Consider the following 24312-nt stretch of genomic DNA (forward strand, 5'->3'; position numbering starts at 1 on the left):
TAATTCGTTCTAACAGGCTTGACTGCGCCCCAGCTCATTCTCGTAATGTATTTTTCCCGTTAAAACTTCATAGCTGGAATGTTGGTGTTGCCCGAATCGCAAAATTTTCGTAACCCATGAAATGGCTGTGTAAGATTAAGTTTCAACGACGAATGGGCAGCCAAAAATTATATTTTCCCCAAATAAATTACCCGTAAGGGCCAGAACTTTAAGGATCGCCAAATGTTGAAGGTGAAAAAATGAAATCTGGAAGATTTACGAAGCTGCTGGGGTTGCTGATAGCCCTAGCAGTTGTGCTGACTACTGGTCAGGCGCAGTTGGCCAACGCCTCCAAGGTGCCTGGCAATTTTGAGGTAGCCAAGGATAACAATTTCCAGTCCGCCAAATTCGAGGCCTACAACCCGGACAATCCTTCCGAGGTAAAAGAGATCGAAATTGGTAAGTCTTACTGGAAGAGCGTCCCTGCTAACTGGAAAGTTAGAGGGAAAATCGTGATGAAGCCCACGAATCTGGCTGTTAATAATGCCGGTAGTGGTATTGATCTGACTGATTTCAAGATGGAGGTAACGGGGCAAAATAAGGACGCCTACGTCACCTACACTCTTGAAGATTACGATCCTCCAACACCTGCAGATGCAAACATCGCTAATCCTCATGCAGGAGGCTATGACAACGCTAGTATCAGGTTCAACACTTCTGCCTTCAAAATAGCTCAGTTCTATTTGGAAGGCGGCACATGGACTGAAACAAGCGGTTGGTTTACTGCCCACGGAAACCGGTACGAGACCTTCATCGCACCTGGCGAGACTGTGGCTAAGCCTTCCGATCCAACTCGTGAGGGTTACACCTTCCTCGGTTGGTCTGGAACGAGCAATCTGGAATTAGGTAACCCTCAGAAATATACAAAAGATTCTCCCTACAAGTTTGATCAGAAAGAGCAGTCGATCGTCGATGGCCGCGCTAACCCCAAGACCGTAGCTTACAGCGGGCAGATTAAGGTTGAGCTGCGTGCAATGTGGGCCAAGAATCCGGTAGTTGAGGGCCAGGATAAGGTCATCACTGTTGGCGATAACTTCAAACCCAAAGACTTAGTCAAGTCTGCGGTGGACTTCGAAGGCACAGATCTCAAAGACAAAGTGACTTTCGAGGGCAAATACGATCCTGACAAGGTCGGCGTCTATCCTGTAACGCTCAAGGTAACCGATTCGTTGGGCGCGCAGAGCAAGCCCGTGACCGCAAACCTGGTTGTAAACCCCGTGTTGAAACTGACCGGTGAGGTTCCGAACATCCCCTTTGGTGATAAGAACTTCAATTTCAAGTCGCTGATCGATACCCCGGGATCCAAGCTTGGCGGCCAGACAGTCCAGATCGATTCCAGCAATGTTAACTTCAACGAGCCTGGAAACTACGAGGTCACCTACACCGTTAATGACGCATACGGCAAACCGATGACCCAGACGGCAACTGTCACTGTTGGTAAGCCGGTACCCGATCTCAAAGTTAATGAGAAGACGATCAACGAAGGCGATCCGTTCAAGCTGACCGATCTGTTCGAGAAGGCTGATCCAGCGGACAAGGTTTACGTAGACCCGACAAGCGAATATGATCCGCACGTCGCTGGCGAATACGACATTAAATACGTTGTCATCAACAAGTACGGTGTGTCCGAAGAAAAGACTGCCAAGTTGATTGTTAAGAAGCAGTGGACTCCGATTGAGGCGGCTCCGGCTCTTAAAGTCAAGGACATTGAGATCAATGAGGGTGGCGAGTTCAACGTTAAGGATTTCGTTGAGAGTCCGGAAGAGGGTGTTAACTACTACTTGGATCCGGATGCGAAGTTCAACACTGCTGTTGCTGGTGAGTACCCGGTTAGTGTGATCGCTGAGAAGGATGGTAAGAAGACCACCAAGACTGCCAAGTTGATCGTCAAGAAGGAGCTGACTCCTTTGACTCCGGCTCCGACGCTTGAGTTGAAGGATCTTGAGATTACAGCTGGTGAATCCTTTGACCTTAGCGACATGATCGGCGCCCACGATGGTGGCACGGTTACGGTCAATCCGGATTCGAAGTTTGATGCCAATAAGCCTGGCACTTACGAGATCAAGTTCACCGTTATTGGTGAGAATGGTGCTAAGACCACCAAGACCGCCAAGCTCGTCGTGAAGCCGGCTCCGGCAACTCCTGCACCGCAGTGTGAGGATCCTGCTAGCGCATCCGACCCGAAGGCTAAGAAGAAGGCTAAAAAGTCCTCTAAGCCTGGCCTGCCGACCACTGGCGCACAGGGTGCTGCCGCTGGAATCGCCGCAATTGCGGCAATTGCTGGTGGATTCGCGCTGCTGCGTCGCAAGAAAAACTAAATAACTAGCTAAAAGAGAGGGCTCGGTTTTCGGGCCCTCTTTTTGCTGCCTAAAAAATTTGTTTTGGCGTGCATTAGTTGTATGATCCTTTTCGTCAATAATGAGAATCATTATCAAATTAGGAGGGCTGCTAGTGCTTAGCTTCAAGAAACTGGCGGGTGCCGCGATAGCCGCATGCGTGGCGGTGGGGGTAGCTCCGCTGGCTCATGCCCATACGGACTTACTCGTGGCCACACAAGGCCACGTCGACGCTCCCAAGGTGTTTTGGGAGAAATCAGAAAACAACTTCAATCTGAAAACTAATTTCGGGCCAAACCCGCGTCCGATCGAGCAGACGATTCTGTGGGTTGGGAAGGGCTATTCCTCGAAGGCACAACAGCAATATTTTTACGAGATTACGAAGGGCGACGGTAGCAAGCTGGATTTCGCTGGTAACAAAGGAGATCTGCTTTATCTAGCTCCCCAAAACCCAAGCGCAAACGCGCAAGACCCGATCTGGGCAGGTTTCGGGGCAGACACGGCAGTTCCGATTGAGAACTTCCGCGATCAAGCGTTTACCCTCGACATGGTTGGATTCGACGGTCCTGGACGAATGGAAATGTTCCGCTATGGTCCAGGCTGGGATAAAGCAGAACGGATGCTTTCCAGTCACGATGTGGGGATGCGCTCTGCGTTCATGAATGCTGGTTCGCACACTCACAACAACACGACATTCACCCGTCCTGGACGATACGAAATAATGTACAAAGCTACCGCCCGCGGCAATCACGGGGTGATCTCTTCGACACCGCAAAAACTAGTTTGGCAGGTTGGTGGGACGAAGCCGTCTCCAGAAGACATAAGCGATGTAGCTGCCGCTTACAACGCTTCATCGGCCGACGAGTCGAGCGATTTCTTCCCGAAGTTCACGCTTTCCAAGAACGACAAATTGGAAAAAGATGGCGATGACAAGCTGACCAAGATGACTTTCACTACCTCTGATGCTTCCGATCAGGGTACGGCTGTCTTCTACATTGATGGCTACTACCTAGCTGAGGTGCCCGTAGTGGACGGGTCAGCGGAGTGGACCGAGATGATCGGTTCTCAGACCTCCAACTTCCAGGTCGTCTACGTTCCGAAGTCGGGCGACAGCCCGCGCTGGGTTTCTGCGCCGGTCAGCTACACAACCGGGCAGGCAACTACGTCCACTAATCAGCTAGGTGAATTTCCGCAGAAGAACAGCCAGGATCCTGCACCCGAATTTAACAATCCCGGCTTCTTAGACGGTTCTAAGGAAGTCAGCGTAAGCGCAAAGACTGAGAGCAACAAGTTTTCTAACATCACCGTGCAGCCGGCGGACGATCGCATGACGGTAAACGTCAAAGGTGGATATTTCAACAAGGCTGAGGACAAATACGCGGACTGCGATGTTGAATTTGTCTCCTCTCCAGGTCATAGAACCTATTTGGCGCCGTCTGATGGTTGCCAAAAATCGGAAACGACGCTTCGGCTTAAGCTGATTCCACACCCCAGTGATTACCGATCCGGCGTAGATTTTGAGCAAGGGCAAGGCGGACAGGGCAGCCAGACTCTTAGCTTTGGCCCAAAAGATCAGTCCCAATTTGGTTCAAGCTCGAAGCCATCTGAGAACAATCCCGAAAGTAACGGCAATGGCGCTTCTGCTGAAACGAATCACCAATCTAATGGTTTAGATGCCAAGCAGGTCACGATTAATAACGGTCACTTAGATATTGGGCCGGTTCCTGGTGAATCTGGCTTGCAGATTGCTATCGGTGACGACTCTCGTCAATACGCGAATAAGACCGTGCTTCGCGCACCTGAGAGCGTCAACATCGAGCTCAACAGGCACGCAGTTCAGATTAAGGGGCCTGGCCAGAAGGGCGTATTTGCTTCTAAGTCTTACAACTTCTTAGGCGATAACGGCACAAGCTTGTGGGTTATTTCCGGGCAGCAGATAAACGGAGTTCCGTGGGTCGGTTTCTCGACCGAGCGTGTTGATTACTCCGAATACCCCAATGGTGTGAACCTTCGCATCTCCTCAATTTCTGCTCCTGAAGGCGGCAAATGGTGGGCCTTCACTAGTGACGTCTCTGACGATGTCCAGATGATTGCCTCGTCGGATAAGGCGGGCGAAATAATTGCCAAGAGCCCGACACATATGCACAACAACTGGGTATTCTCCAAGCCAGGCGAATACCTGATCGGTGTCGAGGCATTTGGCACGAACGCTTCCGGAGAGTTCAAAACCAAGCAGGCGAAAATAAAATTCACTGTTAATGGAAAGGACGATCAGCAGAGCGGCGACACTAACAGGGTAGTGGTTGGCGGAAGTAGCGATCGGTCAGCTTCTGGCTCGACTGACGGGTCGAACAAAGTCGGACAGGCCGGTACCGCTGCGCGCACAGGTGGCGGTAGTGCAGGCGGTTCGGCTGCGGGAGCGGCTAAAGAGGTATGTCTGCCGGTCGAGGGTGCAAGCAGCGCAGGTTCCGTCGCCACCGAGGGTCACTTCGACCTCGGCGCGCGAATCGAAGACGGAAAGCTAGTCGCTTCGCTAAAGGATGATCGCAATCAGCCTGCGTCCTGGGTGGATCCTGCCTCCGTGGCATTCCAGCTCGGCGACCAGGCCAAGCTGAAGGCGCCAGATGCTTTGAGTTTCGTCTCCAAAGCCGGTCAGGATGTCTGGATGATCCAGTCCAGTCAACAGGAAGGCGTGCCGTGGCTTGGTTTCAACACCATGCACGAGTCCATCGTCGAGCAGACAGAAGGCACGATCACCTGGAAGCTCGACTCCGTGGAGGGCCCGGGCAAGATGGCTGCGTTCACATCGGGCACTTTCGGTGGCGGTATCGGAGACAGGATTTTCGACAATGTAGGCGGGCCAACTAGCTACACGGTGGCTAAGAACACCCACATGCACCCGAACTTCGTCTTTACCGAAGCCGGCGACTACAAGGTTTCGCTTACCGCAACTGCAAAGGGCAAGAATGGCGAGGAACTCAGCGCCAAGACCGTTCTGAACTTCAGCGCAGGTTCAGAAGCAAAAGTTCCCACAGTCCAGGGCTCAACAGCCAAAGACGGTAAACCGCTAGTCTCCGAGGACGGCAAAAAACTGGGACGCACGCCCTCGGGCGAGGTCTGCGAGCTCGGAGCCGGAAACTTACCTTCGACGGGAGCGGCCGTCGGACAGGGTGCGGCTCTACTCGCAGCCCTCGTAATTGGTGTTTCGATTCTTGGCCGCCGCTACGTGAAGCCATGACATTGAAGAAACTGCTGGTGGCGGTTCTCGCAATCCTCTTAACCGGTTGCGGGGCAGCCACCCCAACCAAGTCTCAGACGCCGTCAGTGGTTACAACCACTCCAATCCTCGCCGATCTGGTCAGACAGGTGGGTGGCGACCGAGTTAGCGTGAAATCGATCGTGCCAGCCGGCGCTGATCCGCACACCTTTGAGCCGTCTCTGCGTACAAACAGAGATATCGCATATGCCGATGCGGCATTCTCAAACTACCTGATGCTGGAGCCACACTCCGTGATTAAGACGCTTGACTCGACACTGCCAGACGTGCCGAACATCTCCATCGCCGAGGAGTCCACGAAGTACGGGGCAGAGGTCATCCCTTTGGTCGAATCCAGCCACCTGGACGCTTTGTGGCTCGGTCTGCGGTTGCGGGGCGATTCCAGCGATCGCTCTAGCGAGGCCCAGCTTCAGCTGGCTGGAGTCGAAGGTCCCGGGCAAATGTTTGGATACGTTACCGGCACTTTTGGAAAACCGGAAAGGTTCTTCGAATCTGGCGATGCTAACGGTGGACGTCCAGTTTTATTACCCGTTGGTGCGCACACCCACATGTCTTGGGCATTCACCAAGCCTGGAAAATATGTCGCAACGTTCGCTGTAAAAAAGGATGGCTCTGAAGTCGTTCGGCAGAACGTCACATTTGCAGTAGGCGTCCAGCCCGAAGCCGGACAAGTTATCGACATCGGTCACGTCGACGTCACTGCAGATCTGGAAAAATCTAGCATCTACCTGCTGGTCGACGAAGAGGGCGGCGGCGAAACCACTCAGCGCGAAATTGCCGCTGACGAGGCTGTGCTATCCGTGCCCTCCAAGACTCTCCAGGAAATTCCCGCAGGGGCAAGCTATAGGTTTTTGGGCTCACCCGGTGACCTCGTCTATCAGCTACCGCAAGCGGTGCTCGGCGCCCACGTCCACGGCGAGATCGATCCGCACATGTGGCTGAGCGTGCCCAACGTAAAGGCGTACATTCGCACGATCGCTGACACGCTTTGCCGGATCTCACCCAGCGATCAGGAATACTTCCGGGCCAACGAGCGCGAATATTTGGCAAGGCTCGATCGGTTAGACGAGTACGTGACAGAAAAAGTATCCGAGGTGCCCAAGGAAAACAGAAACCTGGTTACTACGCACGACGGCTACGCGTACCTAGCCAAGAGGTATGGGTTGAAGATCGCCGGATACGTGTCAGCAAACTCGTCGATCGAACCTAGCATGGCTGAGCGTCAACGCCTCACCCAGACTCTTTTCGACCTCAAAACCCCAGCGGTGTTTGTTGAGCCGTATGTCATGAAATCCACCTCGGTGTTGCATCAAGTCGCTGAAGAGCAGGACATCAAAGTTTGCACCATTTATTCCGACACCCTCGATGATCGGGTGTCCACTTACGAAGATCTGATGCGTTTCAACGCAGACCAGATAAGCAGCTGTCTTTCCAAGGAAAAGTGATGAAGAAAATATTTTTTGCAGCGTTATTAGCAATCTCTATGTCCATCGTGCCAGCTGCGGCCGATGAGGCAGATCCGCTTGATCAAACAGTTGTGAGCTCGGAGCAGGTGAGTGCTGAACATGCTGAGGTGAACGTAGGACATATTGATCTCGGCCCGAAGGTGGTAGACGGCGAGTGGAAGCTACTTGCCCGCGACGATAACTCAACCCCAGCCGTTTGGAGGGACCCGAATAATCTGGTCATGCGGGTCTCCAACGCGGCAAAGATGGAAGTTCCCGAAGGTCAAGAGTACGAATTCCTGCAGTTAGATAAGAATCGCGAGGCCTATGTGGTTCCACAGACCCAAATCGCGTCTGTCATTTGGCTCGGTTGGAACACCCAAGATCCCGCTGTCGTCGAGCAGCTCGATCGTGGCGGCAAACTTCAGCTGCGTTCGGTGAGTGGCCCCGGCAACGTTTCGGTATTCCTGCAAAACGGTTTCGACGGCATCACCCAGCTATGGAATTCCAGCGAACTGCCGCAAGAGTTTTGGGTAGACGCAAACACTCACACGCACGCAAACTGGGTGTTCACAAAGCCGGGAAACTACAGACTCGACGTGGCATTTAACGCGAAACTTAAAGACGGCTCCGAAATCGAGGTTCCGGCATCGCTTACCTTCGCAGTTGGTGACGAAGCTAGCGGAGAGGTCGATTCCTCCCAGACCGTGGCTCCCAAAAACCAAGAATCACTCACGCAAGAGCAGTCTGAGGGTAATCCCGTAACTTTGTGGCTGATCATCTCGGCGTGCGCGGTAGTAGTCGTGGCGGCAACTGCATTCGTGGCAGCTAAGGCACGGAGGGCAAAGAATGCAGCCTGAGATCTTAAGAGTCAAGAACGTTGATGTAGACCTGGCCAAGCGCAGGGTGCTCACCGATGCAAACTTGGTAGCTAACCAAGGGGAGATGGTCAGCGTGATCGGGGCGAACGGCGCGGGGAAAACAACCCTGATCAGAGCGATACTTGGGTTGGTTCCGCACAGCGGGGAGATACTAATATCCGGCCAATTGCCTGCGAAAGCGTACAAAATGGTCGGTTACGTTCCGCAACGCCACGAATTTGCATGGGACTTTCCTATCTCTGTTTCCAATGCCGTGCTGAGCGCCAGATCTCGCCAGATCGGGTGGTTCCGGATGGCCAAAAAACACGACTATCGGGCAGTAAAGATTGCTTTAGAGAAGGTGAAGATGAGCGATCTTGCTGACAGGCCGGTCGGAGAACTTTCCGGTGGGCAGCGCCAACGAGTTTTGCTGGCCAGAGCTTTGGCGACCTATCCCAAGCTCCTCATCCTTGACGAGCCTTTCACCGGCATTGACATGCCGACCCAAGAGATGCTCACCGAAATGTTTGAAGAACTGCGAGCCGAGGGAATGACCATACTCATGGCAACGCACGATTTGGCTCAGGCCATGGAAACCTCCGACAAGGTCGCTTTGGTCAATAAAACGGTTGTCGCATACGGAACCCCGGACGAAGTTCGAAACGCAACGGTCTGGTCTAGAACATTCGGCGTCAGCCCAACCTCGACGATTCTTCGCAACGCGGGCGTGCTCGTAAGCGAGGCGATCGCATGCTGAGCCTTAAGGTATTGACCCCGATCGAGTTTGTCCAGGATCTGACAAACCCGCTTCTTTCTTTCCTGCCGAAGGCGCTGATCGTTACGGTCGCTTGCTCGCTGATCGCCGGTTTCATCGGCACGTACGTCGTGCTTCGCGGCATGGCGTTCATCGGTGACGCCGTCGCTCACTCGGTTTTTCCCGGCCTTGCGATCGCCTTCGTCCTGCAGGGTTCGCTGATTCTCGGCGGGGTAGCGGCGGGCCTCGCGACTGCCGTGCTCGTCACGATTTTCAGCCAAAACAGACGCTTGAAAGAAGACTCGGTAATCGGCATCCTATTCGTCAGCGCTTTTGCGCTCGGCATCGTCATATTGTCCCGCGCGCCCGGATATTCCGGCTCGCTGCAATCGTTCTTGTTCGGCTCGATAACGGGAATATCTGATTCTGACGTGACGGGCGTTCTTGTCGCAGCGCTGGTGATTTTCGTGGTTGCGCTGGCCTTCAACAAGGAACTCATCGCTGTAAGCCTTGATCGCGAATCGGCAAAAGCCTCGCGGTTGCCGGTCTTTTGGCTGGATTTGCTGCTCTATTCGCTGGTCACGATGGTAGTGGTCATCGCGGTTCAGAGCGTGGGCAATATTTTGGTGCTTGCATTGCTCGTGACGCCAGCATCTACTGCCCGGCTTTTGACTGATCGCATCGGCGTTATGATGTCACTCGCTCCGCTCATCGGAGCCCTTAGCGCAGTAGTAGGCAGCTACCTCTCATGGGCGGTAGACCTGCCTGCGGGCGGCTCGATAGTTCTGACCTCGACTGCGATATTTCTGATCACTTGGGTGCTTGCACCGAAGCATGGGTTACTAGCCAAAACTGCGTAAAACTAACCGTTGTGAGCTCGCCTGTTCCCAAAGCGCAGGCGAGCCCCTTTTAACGCGGTAGCTGAACGTAGTACAGCAGCGCGTCCTTCTTCTGTGCGGCATCAAAGAGCGATTCAGCACCGTCTTGGATGCTATCGGCGACGTCCTCTCCGGCCGAGATAATCTCGATCGCGGACTCTGTTTCGATGGGCGTTTTGGCTTCGGCAACACACCAACCGCCCCAGCCACGAACACCGTTCTCGTCAGCAGGCAGTGACTTCGCGAAAGCGTCAACCAGTTTCGCAGCCTCTCCCGGGACGGGAAGGTGCACGTAGACGCGCAGCTTCGCGATCTCAGTGGCCCTCTTGTGCGGCCAGAGCCAGTCGTAGTCGAGTGTGTATTCGCAAGGCTGGGTAAGGGATTCGATGCTAACAGTTTTGGTTAGGTGGCGATGGTCTATCCCTCCGTCGACGTACGGTTCGCCGTAAACCTCGTAACCGTAGAGCCCGTAAAAGCCGACCTTGTCGACCTGTCCGCCGATCTCGAACCGAATTTGGTCTGTGCCCTCCTCAACCACGTTATTCGCTGCGTGGCGTTCAGCGAACCTGATCATCGCCGCGCCTACGCCAAGACCGCGATGATCTTTTCTGACCGTGATTCTTTGCAGATAAATGGTCGGGGTTTTTGCGCCATCCTCGGGGAAATGAATCCGGATAGTGCCAACAACCTCGTCACCGTCGATGCAGACGAAATGCGTGACGAGTTTTGCCTCAAGCGTGTCGAACTCGTCGATTTCTCGCATTGCAGGCACACCCTGCTCCCCGACGAAAACTTCAGTGCGCAGCCTCAAATATTGGTCAAAGTTATCGGTTGCCTGTTCAATCCGCATTGGTTCTCCTATACAAGTAGAGAAATAATTCTAGTTGCTGTCAGAGACAGAACGGTTCTGCTAGAAAGTCGATTATTTTCTGGCTAGGCGGCTAAATTTTTCGACTCGTTTCGAGTCACCATAAATCTGTACCTGGTCTCCGGTAACCAATTCCACCTCTCCTAGCACGGGGTTCCATTTGTCGTCGTGCTTGATCGCAATGACCTTGACCCCGTAGCGATCCCATAACTCAACCTCGTTGAGCTTTCCTGCCACACGTTCAGGAACCATCGTGTGCACAATCGCCGTGTCAGACGACAGTTCGACGTAATCGAGATTAGAACCACGTACCATGTGTGCGACTCTTCTGCCCATCGCTACCTCAGGGTAGACGATGTGTGGCACGCCAATTTGGTCGAGGATCCTGCCATGGGCTGTCCCAGAAGACTTGGCCCACAAGTTTTCCATTTCCATGTCGATCAGCAGCGAACAGGTGAGGATGGATGCTTCGACGTGCGCACCGCCAATTGCAACGATCACCGCGTCGAATTCGGCGATGCCGAGTTCTTCCATGGAAGCTATGTCGGTCGAATCTGCCTGAATAACCCGGCTGAGCTGACTGTTGTTTCTATTAACGACTGTCTCGTTGATATCTATTCCGACAACCACCGAGTCGTCCGACATGAGTTCTCTGGCGACAGCGCTACCGAATCTGCCCAGACCTAGTACGGCGTAGGTGGGCTTAGAGAATCTAACCAATGATCGGCCTTTCTATAGGAAGCGAGATCGCCGAAGATGCTGGTGCGAAGGCCAGCGCAGTGGCGACCGTGATCGGGCCCAATCTGCCAACGATCATGAGGGAAATAAGAATTATTTGCGAAGGGGAATTCAGCAGCGGCGTTATTCCGGTGGATAGCCCCACCGTTCCGAAAGCTGAAAGCACCTCGAATAGTGTTTCTGAAAGGTTGAAATCTGTTAACAGAAGAATGGCCAGTGTGGCTGTCGCAACTAATCCGAAGCTTAGCATGACCACGGTGATTGCCTGGCGAATCACGTTTGGGGATATTGCTTTGCCGAACACACTTGCATCGTTTCGCCCACGAATTACAGAAAAAACTGTTGCTAACAGCACAAAAAGCGTGGTTATTTTGATTCCTCCCGCAGTGCCTGCCGGACCGCCGCCGATGAACATAAACATGTCCATCGCAAATAGGGTCGAATCCGACATTGCTGATATATCTATCGAGTTGAATCCTGTGGTTCTGGTCTGAACAGCCTGGAAAATGCCAGCTAGGATTGCGCTCGAGTTATCGAGGCTGCCCAAAGTTCTAGGGTTTGACCATTCGAAGGCCGTCACAAGCAGTGAAGAACCAAGTAAAAGAGCCGTCGTTCCTGCGAGAACCATGCGCGTATTCAGGTTCCAGCGGTGGGGCTTAAACAGGTTGTGTCTGAGCTGAAAGATCACCGGGAAACCAAGGCCTCCGATAATTATGGCGCACATTAAGGGAACGCAGATCCACCAATCACCCGCGAAACGGGTCAGATTATCTGGATACAGCGCGAATCCCGCATTATTGAAGGCAGAAATCGCGTGAAAAACTCCGTGGCAGATGGCTCTAGAAAAGCTGTACCCAAGAGTCAGAAACCTTCCTGTTAGTACGGCTGCTACAACACCTTCGACGGCGAAGCTGACCAGGACCACGCGACGCAAGAGGACGCCCATCCCGCCCATCGAAGATCGTCGTTCTGCGGCGGTTACGAGGTTTGCGTTCAGGTTTGCCCTCCTGACGACAGCCTGTCCCAAAATGGTGGCGAAGCTCATCACGCCGAACCCGCCGACCTGGATCAGCGAGGCTATGACTACCTTGCCGAAAACGGTCCAGTAACTTGAGGTATCAACGATCGTTAATCCTGTGACGCATAGTGCCGAGGTGGCAGTGAACAGTGCCGGCAAAAGTGGCAGCCCACCGGGGTGGACGGTGGACATCGGCATCATTAATAACGCCGTCCCCAAAACGAGTGCGGTGATAAACCCGTAAAGAATCACAGATGCATGATTACGCGGGTGTCGTCTCAACTCTGACACGCAGGAGACATTACGCCAGGATTTTTTGAAGGTGCAATAGCTGGCACCTAACAATTAACTGGTTGCTATCGCTATTAGGCTCAGCTGCGGTGATGAATGATCGCAAAGTTCCTAGTCGAAGAGGTGTTGATGGTTTCGGGTGAAAATATTTTTGTTGCCAAAAAGGTCGGGTTGTGGAGAAAGCACAACCCGACCTCTTGTTTTATTTAGCGTTTTTACTTGCCCAGCTGGACGGTCCACTCGGGCGGAACATCCTTGCCCGACTCTTCGTCGGCCTCGGACTCTTCCGCAGTCTTGTGGATGATTCCCTGCGCGTGATGCGAGGGGGAGTAGATTGCGTAGAGCTTCATCGGCTCATCGCCGGTGTTAATAATGTCGTGCCATTTGCCGGCGGGAACCATGATGGCCCAGCCGTCCGAGACTTCCTGCTCGAAGGTGAGGTTATCTTCGGCATCGCCCATGACCGCTTTACCCTTACCTGCATCGAGACGCAGGAACTGGTCGTTGTCAGGGTGCACCTCAAGACCGATTGATTCGCCGACCGGAATCGACATGAGCGTAACCTGCAGGAACTTTCCAGTCCAAGCGGTGGTGCGGTAGTTATCGTTCTTTTTTGTCTCGGTTTCAAGATCGAAGCTGTAGGGTTCTGGTCCGTTGTCTTTTACCGCCATGCGAGACTTCCTTTCCTTGGTAGCTGGATGACACTGTTTAGCTTATTCAGGCCAGAATTTTTCCAAAGAACAATGATCTACTTCAAGGCACAGGATCGCCTTACCAATTAAGGCCATTTCGTAATTCGTGAATTTGGCTCAACTACGGGTGCGCGAGAGATCTGGGCATCGGTAATCCTGGGAAATTAGTCGAAAATATCGGCCACCACCGTGCTCGGCGTTTGCATTTTTCTGTTCTGCCGCGGCTTCAGTAAATACAGTTTGGGTAATTGCGGAAGACTAGGGGGTATGGAAACGAAACAAACGAACGTTGAATCATTCCAGCTAGACCACACCAAAGTTAAGGCGCCGTTCGTTAGGGTCGCACACCAGGAGACGCTGCCTGGCGGTGACCAGCTAATCAAGTACGATGTGCGCTTCACTCAGCCAAACGCGGATCACTTGGAGATGCCGACTGTGCACTCTTTGGAGCACTCCGTGGCCGAGCACATGCGCAACCACACCGACAAGCTGATCGACTTCTCACCGATGGGCTGCCAGACCGGTTTCTACGCCATGACCTTGGGTATCGAGTATGACGATTTCCTCAAGATTCTTGAGGAGACCCTCAAGGACATCACAAAGATGACCGAGGTGCCGGCTGCTAACGAGGTGCAATGCGGTTGGGGCGCTAGCCACTCGCTAGAGGGCGCGCAGCAGGCCGCTCAGCGGATGCTGGACCACCGCGACGAGTGGTCTGAAATCTACTCTCACTAAGCGGCCGTCAGCACGCCGAGGCGTTAGACGTCGAACTCTTCAGGATCGCGCAGACCGATAAGGGTCATGGCTGTCAGGAAGGAGAGCCGCGATACATCACCGGCGTGCTCCTCATTATCTTTGTGGCCGGTCGGTCCGCAAAGATCACTAATTCCCCTGAGCGCCAGGAATGGAATATTGGCGCCGTAAGCCACTTGGGCCAGGGCGGTTGATTCCATATCAACGGTTATGGCTTCAGGGAAGTTCTTGCGCAGTTCGAGAGCGTTTTCCACACTGGCGAACTTGTCAGCTGATAGGAATAGGCCGCTTCGAAGATTAGTCTTTTTTAGCTTCTTGGATAGCTGCTCGAAGCGAGTCAGCAGGTCGGGGTCGGCCAAATAGCTCTCGGGCATTCCTGGTACCTGGCCGAGCTTGTAGCCGAATACCCTGGCATCTGCGCTGGAGAAGACGCAGGAAGCGCCAGCGCTTACATCGCCGATATGGGAATTGGCGTCCAGACCGCCAGCAGAGCCGCAGGAGAAGATGTAGCTCGGTGTCACGTAAAGCAGGGCAGCGCTTAGGGCGCTTGCGGCGTTAACCAACCCGATGCCGGTGCGCAGCAGACCGATGACTTCGTTGCCGATCTGGTAAAGGTGCAGATACCCGCTGGCGCCGGTGTTCACGGGCTGGCCGGTTTCGCCAGCTAAGTCGGCCAGGGGAGCGGCTTCGTCGGCCATGGCCGCGGTAAACAGTGCGAGGATCCTCTTAGGCAGAGGTAGAGGAGAAATGGTCAGGTCAATATCTTTTGGCACGGCAGACACCTTTCCGTTGGAAAAAATCTCTCTTCAATCCTAGCCGGCAAGGATCCCTTAAAGATTTTGGCGGTGGTTTTAGCCATTTAGAATTTGGAAATGAATAGTAAGCGAAGTGAAAAATCCAGAGCCCTTGGGCTCTGGAAAAGTGGAGCGGATGACGGGAATCGAACCCGCGTAATCTGCTTGGAAGGCAGAGGCTCTACCATTGAGCTACATCCGCGATGCGTTACAACATTACACAGGTCGGCCAGTTTTTGCTAACTGACAACACGCGACACGCGCGAACTTTGCAGATTTAATTTTTACAGTAAACTATTGCGGTGCGGCCAAGTAATTGGTTGTCCGGGGCGTAGCGTAGTGGCTAGCGCGCCTGCTTTGGGAGCAGGAGATCGCGGGTTCGAGTCCCGCCGCCCCGACTAGCGGTTTTAGGTTTTACGTGGTTGGACTAGGCATTTTAATCTAGCGTTTCGTGTGTCTGCGTGAGGTTTGGCGTTTTTAGCGGGTAAAAGAATTCCCCGCGTAAAACGAGGGTGCGTGGCAAAATTTCTTTACCCGTTTTTTACCGCAAAAAAGTTTTTTTGGAGACGTCTAGTGGGGTCGTGGTTTGCTCATCTAGTAATAGATTCCACGTCTATGATCAGGTGCTACTTGATGGAATCTATCTTGCCTACAGATGGTGCTTAATCACCGCTATCAATTGGGAAAAGATTATCGCTTGGCAATGGTGCCAGCGGGAAAACTCTGCCGCCTACCAAGCATTAATGAATCGGCTACTGGCCCCAGGGGGGGGCAGATTGAGCATCGCAAAAGCGTTGGAAATCTGCTGGTCAAAAAAGCCGCTTCCAGCCGCCAACGCCCCGATCGGCCCGACCGGCTACGATACAGCCATCGACCATGACACCGCCTATCAAGACGGTTCGCTACACATTCGCAAAGTCTGGGCCAGACGATAAAACAAGCCGCGACACGCCCGGCAGGGCACCACATTTGGCCACTTACCCTCTCTTTGAGTGGGCCAATGCAAGTATTCGCCTAATTTTAAAAAGGCTGAAATGTAGGCTAATAAACCGCAAAAAGGGTTTGTAGGTTTAATTGAAAAAATGGCGGGTTATTAACCTAAAAGATGCTAGGAAAAATCACCTAGCGGCACATGCACATGCGCTTGTAAGCACCCAGGGCTGTGTCGGTGAATACGAATGTCGCGATGTTCCTAGCCGTGTCGAATTTGATAGGTCAGGTTAGCTCAAATAAACAAAAATCAGCGCGGTTGCGGGGTAATGCGGTTAAGACAGTAGATATTGCTCTTTTTCGTCTAACAGTCGTCTGGTTTGGATTGTTTACGTTTAGGAAGTTTGCCAAGAACATAGCCCTCTGGCGGGACAATTCGTTCCCTAAACTTCCAAAATCTTGACCGTCTAGTGCGGGAGGTAGGGGCGTCCTGATATTTGAAATGAGGAAGTGAGAGACGAAAATAAATAGCTAATAATCTCAGACCGACAACGGTGATGATTGTGGCCAGCGCGGTTATTTCGTCGCTAAAATTTTGCGTTTTAAAAATGTAGTAAACGCCGACGCCAATTGGGAGAATGGAGGCGTAAAGCTCTTTTCTGAAAACGAGTGGAATTCTAGTGCAAAATAAGTCTCGTAAAACTCCGCCCATGATTCCGGTAATTGTTGCGCCCACTAAAGCGATTATGGCGCCGTGGCCCATTTCAAGCGCGACGCGAATACCGAAAACGGTAAAAACTCCCAATCCGATAGCGTCAAGAACCAAGAAAAGCACTCGGAAATGTTTCATGATTCCAGAGATTGAAACTGTGATAATTGCTGCGGCGGAAACTATCAATAGATATTCGGGGTGTCTAACCCAAGTTAGTGGGTAGTGGCCAAGTAGAACGTCCCTAACCGAACCTCCGCCTAGGGCGGTAATAATCGCAATCATTATGACGCCGAAAAGATCCATTTTTTGACGACCCGCTGCAAGCGCGCCAGTCATACCCTCCGACGTGATTCCGATTATGAATAGAACGGTCAGGAACATTCCAACTCTTTCTAGGGAAGCTTTCTTGGTTTATCAGATGGTCGTTAAAGCTCCTTTGCCAATTCAGCTAAGCTGACATTTCGCAAGTCCACAAAGTTCGCTCCGGATGCCTTTGCGGCGGCGATTCCTGTTGGAGAATCCTCAAAAATTAACGAGTTTAGGATGTTAACGCCAAGTTTCTTGGCGCCAAGAAGATACGGCTCGGGACTTGGTTTGCCCTTTGCGTGGTCTTCTGCGCTTACCGTCTGCTCGAAGGGGAAATAGCCCAGTTCTCGGACCATAACTTTTTTGAGAGCCTCCACCATCGAAGCCGGGGAAGCGGTTACAAGTGCCTGTTTGGTGCCTGATTCGTGCACAGCCTTTAGAACTTCGCCGGCCCCAGGCATCAGTTGCGCGTCGGTTCGGAAATGGCGTTCAACGTGTTCTACAACGGAAGTGAACAGCACTTGCCAGCCTGGATCCTTTCCGCCACCTCGTGCAACAGCGGCAGAGAGCGCCTTGCCGTGATCTTGTTTGTTGGCTCCAGTTATGCGCTTGACGTCGTCGTCTTGCCAAAGCCCGCCATTCTCTTCCACAACCTGCCTAGAGGCGCGAGTCCACTCTGGCTCGGAATCGATGACGGTGCCGTCCATGTCCCAGAGGATTGCTTCAGGTGCTTGTGTTAATCCGCAAACGCTAAACATCTTCTCAATTCTCATGACTCCATCATGTCAGATGCTGTCGAATGTGGGTCTAAAGTACCTTGAGGAAATTACCTGTTAAAGTAACCTGCATGCACGTGGATACTGCTACTTGCCAGCCCCGCACTTGCGGCTGGTTTCGATGGTGCGCTTAATAATTTTCTTTTTGCGTCAAAATAAATTTATTTTTAGGATTATTATGCAGTTTTTTCCCACCCTCGATGAGTTACGCGAAATAGGTTCAGAATATAAATCCGCGCCCATTGCAACAGAAATTCTTTCTGATTTTCTTACGCCCGTTATGGCCCTGAAAATCTTGAAAAATGTGTCCGAGCACGTCTACATGCTCGAATCGGCTAGCCAAGACAAGACGTATGGCAGATACACCTTCTTGGGCTTCGATCCGACGCTCGAGATCACTTGCCTGGACGGTCAGACAAAATTTAACGACGAGGACGTCGAATACGACAACCCCTCGGACGCGATTCGCGAGGTGCTGAATTGCTACCGCAGCCCAAAGATTGAAGGCATGCCCAGTTTCGCGGGCGGACTGGTTGGTTACTTCGCCTATGACTACGTCAAATATGCAGAACCCACGCTAAATCTCGACGCCCCGAACGTGCACGGTTTCAATGATGTAGACCTGATGCTCTTCGACAAGGTAATCTGCTTCGATAATTTCCGGCAAAAAATCATTTTGATCAAAGTTGTCTCTCTGGAAAATCTGGATAGAGACTACGAAAACGCGAAGAAAGAATTGGTCGATCTGGCGGCATTGCTGCGCAACGGTAAATTCGTCGAAGAAACTTCTGGCGTGCTTAAGAGCGAGATTCGTCCAATGCTAGAAAATGACGAGTTCATCGAGATGGTGAATAAGGCCAAGCATTACATTCATGAGGGCGATATTTTTCAGATAGTCCTTTCGAACTGTCTGGAAGCCGATTTCTGCGGCAGCATGATTGATACTTACCGGCTTCTGAGGACGATCAATCCTTCGCCTTATATGTTCTACTTCAGTGGCCATAACATTGAGGTCGCCGGCGCTTCTCCTGAGACGCTCGTAAAACTAGAAGACGGTCGCCTATATACATTCCCGTTGGCAGGGACCCGTCCAAGGGGCAAGAGCATCGAAGAGGACGAGAGGCTTGAACAGGAGCTTTTAGCCGACCCTAAAGAGCTAGCCGAACACAACATGCTCGTTGACCTGGGCAGAAACGACATCGGGAAGATTGCAAAATTTGGCAGCGTAAATGTCGAACGCTACCTAGACGTGGTTCGCTTTTCCCACGTCATGCACATCGGCTCCACCGTTAGGGGAGAGATCCGAGATGACATGGACGCGCTGGATGCCGTCGAGTCCATCCTGCCCGCAGGAACATTGAGCGGTGCCCCTAAGGTTCGTGCTTGTGAATTGATCAACGAGTTAGAGGGCAATAAGAGAGGCATCTACGGTGGAGCGATCGGTTATCTGGATTTCTCTGGGAATCTGGACACCTGCATCGGCATTCGTATTGCTTACAAGATTGGCGACAAAGTCTTCGCCAGAAGCGGGGCTGGAATCGTTCAAGATTCCAAGGCTGCCAATGAATACCAGGAAACCATTAATAAGGCAGCTGCGGTTCTTCAGGCGCTGAAAGATGCTGCTGACATGGAGGAGAACTGATGATTCTCATAATCGACAATTACGACTCCTTCACCTACAACCTGCTCCAGCTGGTTGGTTGCTATCGTTCCGACGTGAAAGCGGTTCGCAATGATGCTCTGACCACTGATCAGCTCGATGAGCTGTCTCCTGAGGCGATAATCATTTCACCTGGGCCGGGCTTCCCGAAGGACGCCGGCGTCTCCATGGACGTTGTTTCAAAGTTGGGCGATAAATATCCGATTCTTGGCGTCTGCCTAGGCCACCAGTCGATTTGTGAGGCATTCGGGGCGAAGGTTACGTATGCGGGCGAGGTAGTCCACGGAATCGCACGCTTAGCGAACTTCGATACCTCCAACCCTTTGTTTAAGGGTTGTGAACCGCAAGAGATGGTTGCTCGATACCACTCCTTGGCTGTCGACCCTGCCACGCTCGGCGAAGAACTCCAAGTAACCGCCAGCTGCGTAGAGGACAATGAAGTAATGGCTGTGGCTCACAAGCAACTGCCAATCTTCGGCGTCCAGTTCCATCCGGAATCAATCCTTACTCCTTGCGGCGCAAAGATCATCAAAAACTTCCTGGATTTGTGCGAGGCTTAAACGGGAGGATGAATGCAGGAGCAAAACTTTCTTTGTGACGTCGTTTCAGTCGGCTGGCTTGCCGAAAACATGCGTAGCATCACTTTCTACGCTCCTGAACTGTTGGAAACCGGAATCAGGAACAGTGATCCGATAAGTTGCTGGTTTCCGGACCGAAACGATGGCTTCGATGAGTTCATGCGCAGCTATACGGTGACACAAATCGACCGTCAGAAGCAGACCTTCGTGCTCCATTTCTTGCTCCACGAAAACCCCGGGCCAGCGGCGACGTGGGCGAAGAATGTCGAGGTTGGGGACGACCTCTTCGTCTCGTACTACGGTTCGGAGGGTTTTAGGCTCCCAGAAGATAAGCCTGCCGGTGTGCTATTCATCGCCGATGCCGCAGGAGTCCCATTCGTGAACGCCGCGGCGGACCAACTCGATCAGATAGAAGCGAAAGCGTTCTTACTCCAACACTCCGAGAAGGACTTGCATTTGCCGGTGGACGGAAGACTCGCAACCAAGTGGGTTCTGCCCGCAGAATTGATGACTAATCTGTCGGCTAATCATTGGGATGGCTGGTATGCGGAAATCGTCTGCGAAGCCTCCGCGGCGCAGGATGCCCGCAGGTGGCTACGAAACAAAGCAGGGCTAACGAAGTCAGATCTTCATCTGCATGCTTACTGGACTATGGCGGGAGCAATGGGATCGAAGCGTTAAGCCGCTCTTGGCATAATCATTTGCCGCCAATCGAACAGGGTAGATAAGATCAAACGGTTACCATAGGTAGCGCGCAAGATGCGTTTGCCCATTGACGTGCCCAGAAATACTGGGCAACAGATAAATAGACATTTTCAGGAGACCAAGTGCCCAGCACCTTCGAGCAAATCAACCCGACCCGGGCGAAGCTGACCGTCGAGATTCCGTTCGCTGATCTGGAACCGTCCATCAAGCAGGCCTACAAAAACATTGCCAATCAGGTAAATATTCCGGGCTTCCGCAAGGGCAAGGTTCCTGCACGCCTCATCGATCAGCGGTTCGGCCGCGGCGTAGTTCTTGAGGAGGCCATAAACAAGTACCTACCGGAGTCTTACGCCGAAGCCGTGCGCGAGAACGACGTTCACCCGCTTGGTCAACCTGAGATTGACATCAAGGAACTCGACGATGGTAACAAGGTCGTCTACACCGCAGAGCTGGACGTCCGCCCTGACTTCGATCTTCCTGATTTCTCCAAGATCAAGGTAGAGGTCCCAGCGGTTAAGGTTGACGACGACCTAGTAAACGAGCGTGTAGATATGCTACGCACTCAGTTTGCCAAACTCGAAGAGGTAGACCGCAAGCTCGCCAAGGGCGATGTCGCCGTGTTCGACCTCACCGCCACCAAGGATGGCAAGGCGCTGCCCGAAGGCGAGGCTAAGGACGTCCAGTACCGTTTGGGTGACGGTGGCATGCTCGATGGTCTCGACGAGGCTCTCGAAGGCATGAAGGCTGGCGACGAGAAGACCTTCGAGTCCACCCTGGTCGGCGGCGAACTGCGCGGCGTTGAAGCAGACATCACCGTAACCATTAACAAGGTTATGAACCAGGAGCTCCCCGAGCTGAACGATGACTTCGCTCAGATGGTCAGCCAGTTCGACACCGTCGACGAGATGCTTGACGATCTTCGCGAAGGCCTGACCCGAGTAGCTCGTCTGCAGCAGGCTAACGACGCCCGCGAGGAGGTTCTGCAGAAGCTCGTCGAGGCCGCTAAGTTCGATCTTCCCGAGAAGTTGCTGGCAGACGAGAAGGAAGCACGCAAGGCAAATATTGAGCAGCAGCTCAGCAACGCCGGACTGACTCTCGACCAGTACCTGAAGAACAACGACGAAGAGCCCGAAACAGCAGACGAGTTCTGGGAAGAGATCGGCAAGCGAAGCGAAGAGGGCCTGCGCGCACAGATCATCCTCGATAAGTTCGCCGAGGGTGAAGAAATCTCCGTAAGCCAGGAAGAACTGACTTCGCTGATCGTCCAGAAGGCCCAGCAGGCTGGCTCCACTCCTGAGCAGGAGATGAGCCACATGCTCGAGCACAACCACATGGGCGAGTGGATGAACGAGGTTCGCCGCGGCAAGGCTCTCGGCACCATCGTCACTGCTGCTCAGATCTCCGACGACGCCGGTGAAAAGTTAGACCTCGCGAAGCTGAACAACGACGGCACCATCGCCGAGGACTCTGAAGACTCCGAGGAAAAGTCTGAGAAAAAAGAAGACAAGAAATAAAACTAGATAGGTATAAGAAGCGTGGTTAACGAAAATTCAGAAATCGTTAGTCAGGCTGATAACAAGCAATCCGGCGCGCAAGGCTTACCGCGACTGGCAACAGTCCTGGTAGGCCTTGCCGCCGCTTTGCTTGTATTGGTCCTGATGTCTCGGTACGCATCGATCATTGGTCCGATCCTGCTTGCCCTGAACTTGATGGTGACCGCGTATCCAATCCATAGCTGGTTGACTCGTCGCGGTGTTCCCTCGTGGATGGCGGCGTGCGCCACCATGTTCACCGTCTACGCAGTCTTACTCGCAATGGTTGCGGGCCTAATTTGGTCGGTTGCCGAGATGATCAACGTCTTGCCTAACTACGCCGATCAGTGGAATAGCCTTTACAACCAACTCCTGAATTGGGCGGGACAGCTTGGCTTCGATTCTTCCCAGTTGGCGAGCCTGCTGCGGATGGTGGATCCAAACAGTGTGATCGGCGCTGCCAGTTCCGTGTTTAGCGGAGCGAGCGGCTTCGTCGGCATGTTTGTCGTCATCGTGATGGCGGTGTTTTTCATGGCGATGGACAGCCCCGGCTTGCATGGTCGTTTTAAGAAGATCCGAAAGGTTCGCCCGAACGCTGCCTTCGCGCTTAATCAGTTCGCAACAGGAGTTCGTCGCTACTGGTTGGTGACCACCATTTTCGGTCTGATCGTCGCCGTGTTGGACGGTATCGCCCTTCAGATCATGGATGTTCCGCTAGTGATGGTTTGGGTGTTGTTTAGCTTCTTGACTAACTACATTCCTAACATTGGTTTCGTAATCGGCGTTATTCCGCCTGCTCTAGTCGCGTTGTTCGCGAATAGCTGGCAGACTTCCGTCGCTGTGATCATTGCCTACTGCGTGCTGAACTTCGTGGTTCAGTCTCTGATCCAGCCCAGGTTTACGGGCGAGTCAGTTGGGGTCACTACGACGGTTTCGTTCCTGTCCTTGCTGCTTTGGAGCGCGGTGCTCGGTGGACTCGGTTCGCTTCTTGCGCTGCCAATGACCCTGTTGGTGAAGGCGCTGCTGATCGACATCGATCCCAAGTCACGCTGGGTTGGGTACATAATTAGTAGTAAACCTGACTCCGATTCTTCCGAGTAGTCGGCCTGTTAGAAAGGTAAGACATGGCCACCGCCAAACGAGCTAGCGGAACCGGCTCGACACGTGTCGAGCTCCAGACTATGAAGGACTCTCCGTCCGCCACTGGTCTGGAACTGCTACAGGAACAGAGAAGCAAGGATACTTTCACCAGCGCAGATCCCGCAGCGGTCCCGCAGGGTCCTTATTGGGGAGCTCCGCCGAATATGCCGCGCTTGGTGCTGATCATGCTGGCATGCCTCGGTTTAGCCGGACTAATTTGGCTGTTGAAAACCCTCGATTGGCTGTTAGCGCCGACTTTCTTGGCGTTGAACTTAGTCATCGTTGTCTACCCGGTTCAGACCCATCTGATGCGTCGTGGTTGGCCAAAGTGGCTGGCCACCTTGCTCGCTGCGCTAGCCCTGGTAGGCATTTTCGGGGTTCTTGTTTTCGCGATGTTTTGGGCTATCTCCAGCATCGTCAACGAGGCCCCTCAAATTGTTAATTCTGCGATGCCTCTTTATCACGAAGCCTTCGATCAGCTGGCCAAGCTCGGGATGGACCCGGATACGTTGAATAATTTTTGGGCGGAGTTCAACCCTGCGAGTCTGTTAGGCGCACTCCCGCAAGTGTTTTCTAGCGTTTCCGGGGTAATTTCCGTAATAGCGGTTGTGTTCTCGATGATTATCATGATGGTTCTTGACGTTGGCGGCTGGGAACAGCGGATGATGGCTGCCGGCCGCAGCCACTCTAGGGTTGTCGCAGCCATGCGCATGTTCAGCCGTGGGATCCGCAAGTATTGGTTAGTCTCCACCTGTTTCGGTATCGTGATGGCTGGCCTAAACTACGCAGAATTGCTGATTGTCGGTGCCCCGTTGCCATACGTTTGGATGCTGCTGACATTCATCACCACATACATCCCAAGCGTTGGTTTCTTCTTTGCCATGGTGCCGCCCGTCGCGGTTACCTTCGCGATGAACGGCTGGCAGGACGGTTTGTTGCTGCTGGGAATGTACCTAATCACCACATGGGTTGTGCAAGGAGTGTTTCAGCCGATGATGACGGGGGACGCCGTAGGAATAAACGCGACTGTTTCGTTGCTGTCTCTATTGTTCTGGGCATGGGTATTTGGCCCGCTCGGCGCACTAATCGCCTTGCCTTGCACGCTGCTGGCCAAGTCGCTGTTGGTGGACGCCGACCCGAAGGCTAGATGGGTTAACTCGCTTCTTTCGAATGGGGTAAGGGCGAAAGCTGCTGCAGCTCAGTCTTAGCCCAATAGACCGAAATATTTTT

21 protein-coding genes and 2 tRNA genes are annotated in these 24312 nt (G+C 52.9%); 15 read left to right on the forward strand and 8 right to left on the reverse strand.

Annotation, left to right across the window (positions count from 1 at the left end):
* The first annotated feature begins 239 nt into the window (after positions 1 to 239).
* From HMPREF1255_RS01170 to HMPREF1255_RS01195, 6 genes are all read left to right on the forward strand, one after another.
* Positions 240 to 2357: an immunoglobulin-like domain-containing protein gene (locus tag HMPREF1255_RS01170; RefSeq protein ID WP_024110717.1), complete on the forward strand. Its 2118-nt coding sequence runs from the start codon at positions 240 to 242 to the stop codon at positions 2355 to 2357.
* 133 nt (positions 2358 to 2490) lie between these two features.
* Entirely contained in the window at positions 2491 to 5613 is a 3123-nt protein-coding gene (locus HMPREF1255_RS01175) for a TIGR03773 family transporter-associated surface protein (RefSeq protein ID WP_016456375.1), read from the forward strand.
* Positions 5610 to 7097, forward strand: a complete 1488-nt coding sequence (locus HMPREF1255_RS01180) for an anchored repeat ABC transporter, substrate-binding protein (protein ID WP_024110780.1) — start codon at positions 5610 to 5612, stop codon at positions 7095 to 7097. Before HMPREF1255_RS01175 ends, HMPREF1255_RS01180 begins: the two co-directional genes overlap by 4 nt.
* Entirely contained in the window at positions 7097 to 7957 is an 861-nt protein-coding gene (locus HMPREF1255_RS01185) for a choice-of-anchor M domain-containing protein (RefSeq protein ID WP_016456373.1), read from the forward strand. Before HMPREF1255_RS01180 ends, HMPREF1255_RS01185 begins: the two co-directional genes overlap by 1 nt.
* Positions 7947 to 8714: an anchored repeat-type ABC transporter ATP-binding subunit gene (locus HMPREF1255_RS01190; protein ID WP_016456372.1), complete on the forward strand. Its 768-nt coding sequence runs from the start codon at positions 7947 to 7949 to the stop codon at positions 8712 to 8714. The genes HMPREF1255_RS01185 and HMPREF1255_RS01190 overlap by 11 nt, the downstream gene beginning before the upstream one ends.
* Entirely contained in the window at positions 8708 to 9571 is an 864-nt protein-coding gene (locus HMPREF1255_RS01195) for an anchored repeat-type ABC transporter permease subunit (RefSeq protein WP_016456371.1), read from the forward strand. Before HMPREF1255_RS01190 ends, HMPREF1255_RS01195 begins: the two co-directional genes overlap by 7 nt.
* A 49-nt stretch (positions 9572 to 9620) precedes the next feature.
* Here HMPREF1255_RS01195 and HMPREF1255_RS09300 read toward each other — a convergent pair whose 3' ends face one another.
* The 4 genes from HMPREF1255_RS09300 to HMPREF1255_RS01215 form a co-directional block, all read right to left on the reverse strand.
* The gene (locus HMPREF1255_RS09300) at positions 9621 to 10439 is read right to left on the reverse strand and encodes a GNAT family N-acetyltransferase (protein WP_016456370.1); all 819 of its coding nucleotides are present in this window, start codon (positions 10437 to 10439) and stop codon (positions 9621 to 9623) included.
* Positions 10440 to 10511: 72 nt separating this feature from the next.
* A complete protein-coding gene (locus HMPREF1255_RS01205; protein ID WP_024110867.1) occupies positions 10512 to 11177 on the reverse strand; it encodes a TrkA family potassium uptake protein in 666 nt (221 codons plus the stop codon).
* Entirely contained in the window at positions 11170 to 12414 is a 1245-nt protein-coding gene (locus tag HMPREF1255_RS01210; protein ID WP_016456368.1) for a TrkH family potassium uptake protein, read from the reverse strand. Before HMPREF1255_RS01210 ends, HMPREF1255_RS01205 begins: the two co-directional genes overlap by 8 nt.
* A 305-nt stretch (positions 12415 to 12719) precedes the next feature.
* Entirely contained in the window at positions 12720 to 13175 is a 456-nt protein-coding gene (locus HMPREF1255_RS01215) for a cupin domain-containing protein (protein ID WP_016456367.1), read from the reverse strand.
* 288 nt (positions 13176 to 13463) lie between these two features.
* Between HMPREF1255_RS01215 and HMPREF1255_RS01220 the strand changes: the two genes are divergently transcribed.
* Entirely contained in the window at positions 13464 to 13931 is a 468-nt protein-coding gene (locus HMPREF1255_RS01220; RefSeq protein ID WP_024110556.1) for an S-ribosylhomocysteine lyase, read from the forward strand.
* A gap of 23 nt (positions 13932 to 13954) precedes the next feature.
* Here the strand turns inward: HMPREF1255_RS01220 and mtnN are convergent, their stop codons facing one another.
* Together mtnN and HMPREF1255_RS01230 are read right to left on the reverse strand one after the other, a co-directional pair.
* Positions 13955 to 14722, reverse strand: a complete 768-nt coding sequence (gene mtnN / locus HMPREF1255_RS01225; protein WP_024110549.1) for a 5'-methylthioadenosine/S-adenosylhomocysteine nucleosidase — start codon at positions 14720 to 14722, stop codon at positions 13955 to 13957.
* A gap of 149 nt (positions 14723 to 14871) precedes the next feature.
* Positions 14872 to 14945 (reverse strand) — tRNA-Gly (locus tag HMPREF1255_RS01230).
* 123 nt (positions 14946 to 15068) lie between these two features.
* Here HMPREF1255_RS01230 and HMPREF1255_RS01235 point away from each other — a divergent pair.
* Both HMPREF1255_RS01235 and HMPREF1255_RS09735 read left to right on the forward strand, forming a co-directional pair.
* Positions 15069 to 15141, forward strand: a tRNA-Pro gene (locus tag HMPREF1255_RS01235).
* Positions 15142 to 15519: 378 nt separating this feature from the next.
* Entirely contained in the window at positions 15520 to 15678 is a 159-nt protein-coding gene (locus HMPREF1255_RS09735; protein ID WP_024110608.1) for a hypothetical protein, read from the forward strand.
* Between the two features lie 359 nt (positions 15679 to 16037).
* On the opposite strand, the gene HMPREF1255_RS01245 is transcribed toward HMPREF1255_RS09735, so the two are convergent.
* A complete protein-coding gene (locus HMPREF1255_RS01245; protein ID WP_024110678.1) occupies positions 16038 to 16766 on the reverse strand; it encodes a trimeric intracellular cation channel family protein in 729 nt (242 codons plus the stop codon).
* 44 nt (positions 16767 to 16810) lie between these two features.
* Positions 16811 to 17464, reverse strand: coding sequence for an HAD family phosphatase (locus tag HMPREF1255_RS01250; RefSeq protein ID WP_024110620.1), 654 nt, complete (start codon positions 17462 to 17464; stop codon positions 16811 to 16813).
* Between the two features lie 181 nt (positions 17465 to 17645).
* Here HMPREF1255_RS01250 and HMPREF1255_RS01255 point away from each other — a divergent pair, with 181 nt between their 5' ends.
* The 6 genes from HMPREF1255_RS01255 to HMPREF1255_RS01280 all read left to right on the forward strand — a co-directional run bounded on the left by HMPREF1255_RS01255 (position 17646) and on the right by HMPREF1255_RS01280 (position 24290).
* On the forward strand, positions 17646 to 19109 hold the full coding sequence (locus HMPREF1255_RS01255) for an anthranilate synthase component I family protein (RefSeq protein WP_036916703.1): 1464 nt from the start codon (positions 17646 to 17648) through the stop codon (positions 19107 to 19109).
* Positions 19109 to 19687, forward strand: a complete 579-nt coding sequence (locus HMPREF1255_RS01260) for an aminodeoxychorismate/anthranilate synthase component II (RefSeq protein WP_016456354.1) — start codon at positions 19109 to 19111, stop codon at positions 19685 to 19687. Before HMPREF1255_RS01255 ends, HMPREF1255_RS01260 begins: the two co-directional genes overlap by 1 nt.
* A gap of 12 nt (positions 19688 to 19699) precedes the next feature.
* Positions 19700 to 20386 (forward strand): siderophore-interacting protein, encoded by a 687-nt coding sequence (locus HMPREF1255_RS01265; protein WP_024110897.1) that lies wholly within the window; start codon positions 19700 to 19702, stop codon positions 20384 to 20386.
* A 146-nt stretch (positions 20387 to 20532) separates the two neighbouring features.
* Positions 20533 to 21924: a trigger factor gene (tig, locus tag HMPREF1255_RS01270; protein WP_024110706.1), complete on the forward strand. Its 1392-nt coding sequence runs from the start codon at positions 20533 to 20535 to the stop codon at positions 21922 to 21924.
* Between the two features lie 21 nt (positions 21925 to 21945).
* Positions 21946 to 23043 (forward strand): AI-2E family transporter, encoded by a 1098-nt coding sequence (locus HMPREF1255_RS01275; RefSeq protein ID WP_016456351.1) that lies wholly within the window; start codon positions 21946 to 21948, stop codon positions 23041 to 23043.
* Between the two features lie 23 nt (positions 23044 to 23066).
* Positions 23067 to 24290, forward strand: coding sequence for an AI-2E family transporter (locus tag HMPREF1255_RS01280; RefSeq protein ID WP_016456350.1), 1224 nt, complete (start codon positions 23067 to 23069; stop codon positions 24288 to 24290).
* Positions 24291 to 24312 lie beyond the last annotated feature (22 nt).

The sequence above is a fragment of the Propionimicrobium sp. BV2F7 genome, assembly GCF_000510445.1.
Lineage (GTDB): Bacteria > Actinomycetota > Actinomycetes > Propionibacteriales > Propionibacteriaceae > Propionimicrobium > Propionimicrobium lymphophilum.

Bases quoted from the DNA above. Each gene is read 5' to 3' on its own strand.
- HMPREF1255_RS01170 (WP_024110717.1), top strand. From the start codon at position 240: ATGAAATCTGGAAGATTTACGAAGCTGCTGGGGTTGCTGATAGCCCTA.
- HMPREF1255_RS01180 (WP_024110780.1), top strand. From the start codon at position 5,610: ATGACATTGAAGAAACTGCTGGTGGCGGTTCTCGCAATCCTCTTAACC.
- HMPREF1255_RS01185 (WP_016456373.1), top strand. From the start codon at position 7,097: ATGAAGAAAATATTTTTTGCAGCGTTATTAGCAATCTCTATGTCCATC.
- HMPREF1255_RS01190 (WP_016456372.1), top strand. From the start codon at position 7,947: ATGCAGCCTGAGATCTTAAGAGTCAAGAACGTTGATGTAGACCTGGCC.
- HMPREF1255_RS01195 (WP_016456371.1), top strand. From the start codon at position 8,708: ATGCTGAGCCTTAAGGTATTGACCCCGATCGAGTTTGTCCAGGATCTG.
- HMPREF1255_RS09300 (WP_016456370.1), bottom strand. From the start codon at position 10,439: ATGCGGATTGAACAGGCAACCGATAACTTTGACCAATATTTGAGGCTG.
- HMPREF1255_RS01210 (WP_016456368.1), bottom strand. From the start codon at position 12,414: ATGATGCCGATGTCCACCGTCCACCCCGGTGGGCTGCCACTTTTGCCG.
- HMPREF1255_RS01215 (WP_016456367.1), bottom strand. From the start codon at position 13,175: ATGGCGGTAAAAGACAACGGACCAGAACCCTACAGCTTCGATCTTGAA.
- HMPREF1255_RS01220 (WP_024110556.1), top strand. From the start codon at position 13,464: ATGGAAACGAAACAAACGAACGTTGAATCATTCCAGCTAGACCACACC.
- HMPREF1255_RS01245 (WP_024110678.1), bottom strand. From the start codon at position 16,766: ATGTTCCTGACCGTTCTATTCATAATCGGAATCACGTCGGAGGGTATG.
- HMPREF1255_RS01250 (WP_024110620.1), bottom strand. From the start codon at position 17,464: ATGAGAATTGAGAAGATGTTTAGCGTTTGCGGATTAACACAAGCACCT.
- HMPREF1255_RS01255 (WP_036916703.1), top strand. From the start codon at position 17,646: ATGCAGTTTTTTCCCACCCTCGATGAGTTACGCGAAATAGGTTCAGAA.
- HMPREF1255_RS01260 (WP_016456354.1), top strand. From the start codon at position 19,109: ATGATTCTCATAATCGACAATTACGACTCCTTCACCTACAACCTGCTC.
- HMPREF1255_RS01265 (WP_024110897.1), top strand. From the start codon at position 19,700: ATGCAGGAGCAAAACTTTCTTTGTGACGTCGTTTCAGTCGGCTGGCTT.
- HMPREF1255_RS01280 (WP_016456350.1), top strand. From the start codon at position 23,067: ATGGCCACCGCCAAACGAGCTAGCGGAACCGGCTCGACACGTGTCGAG.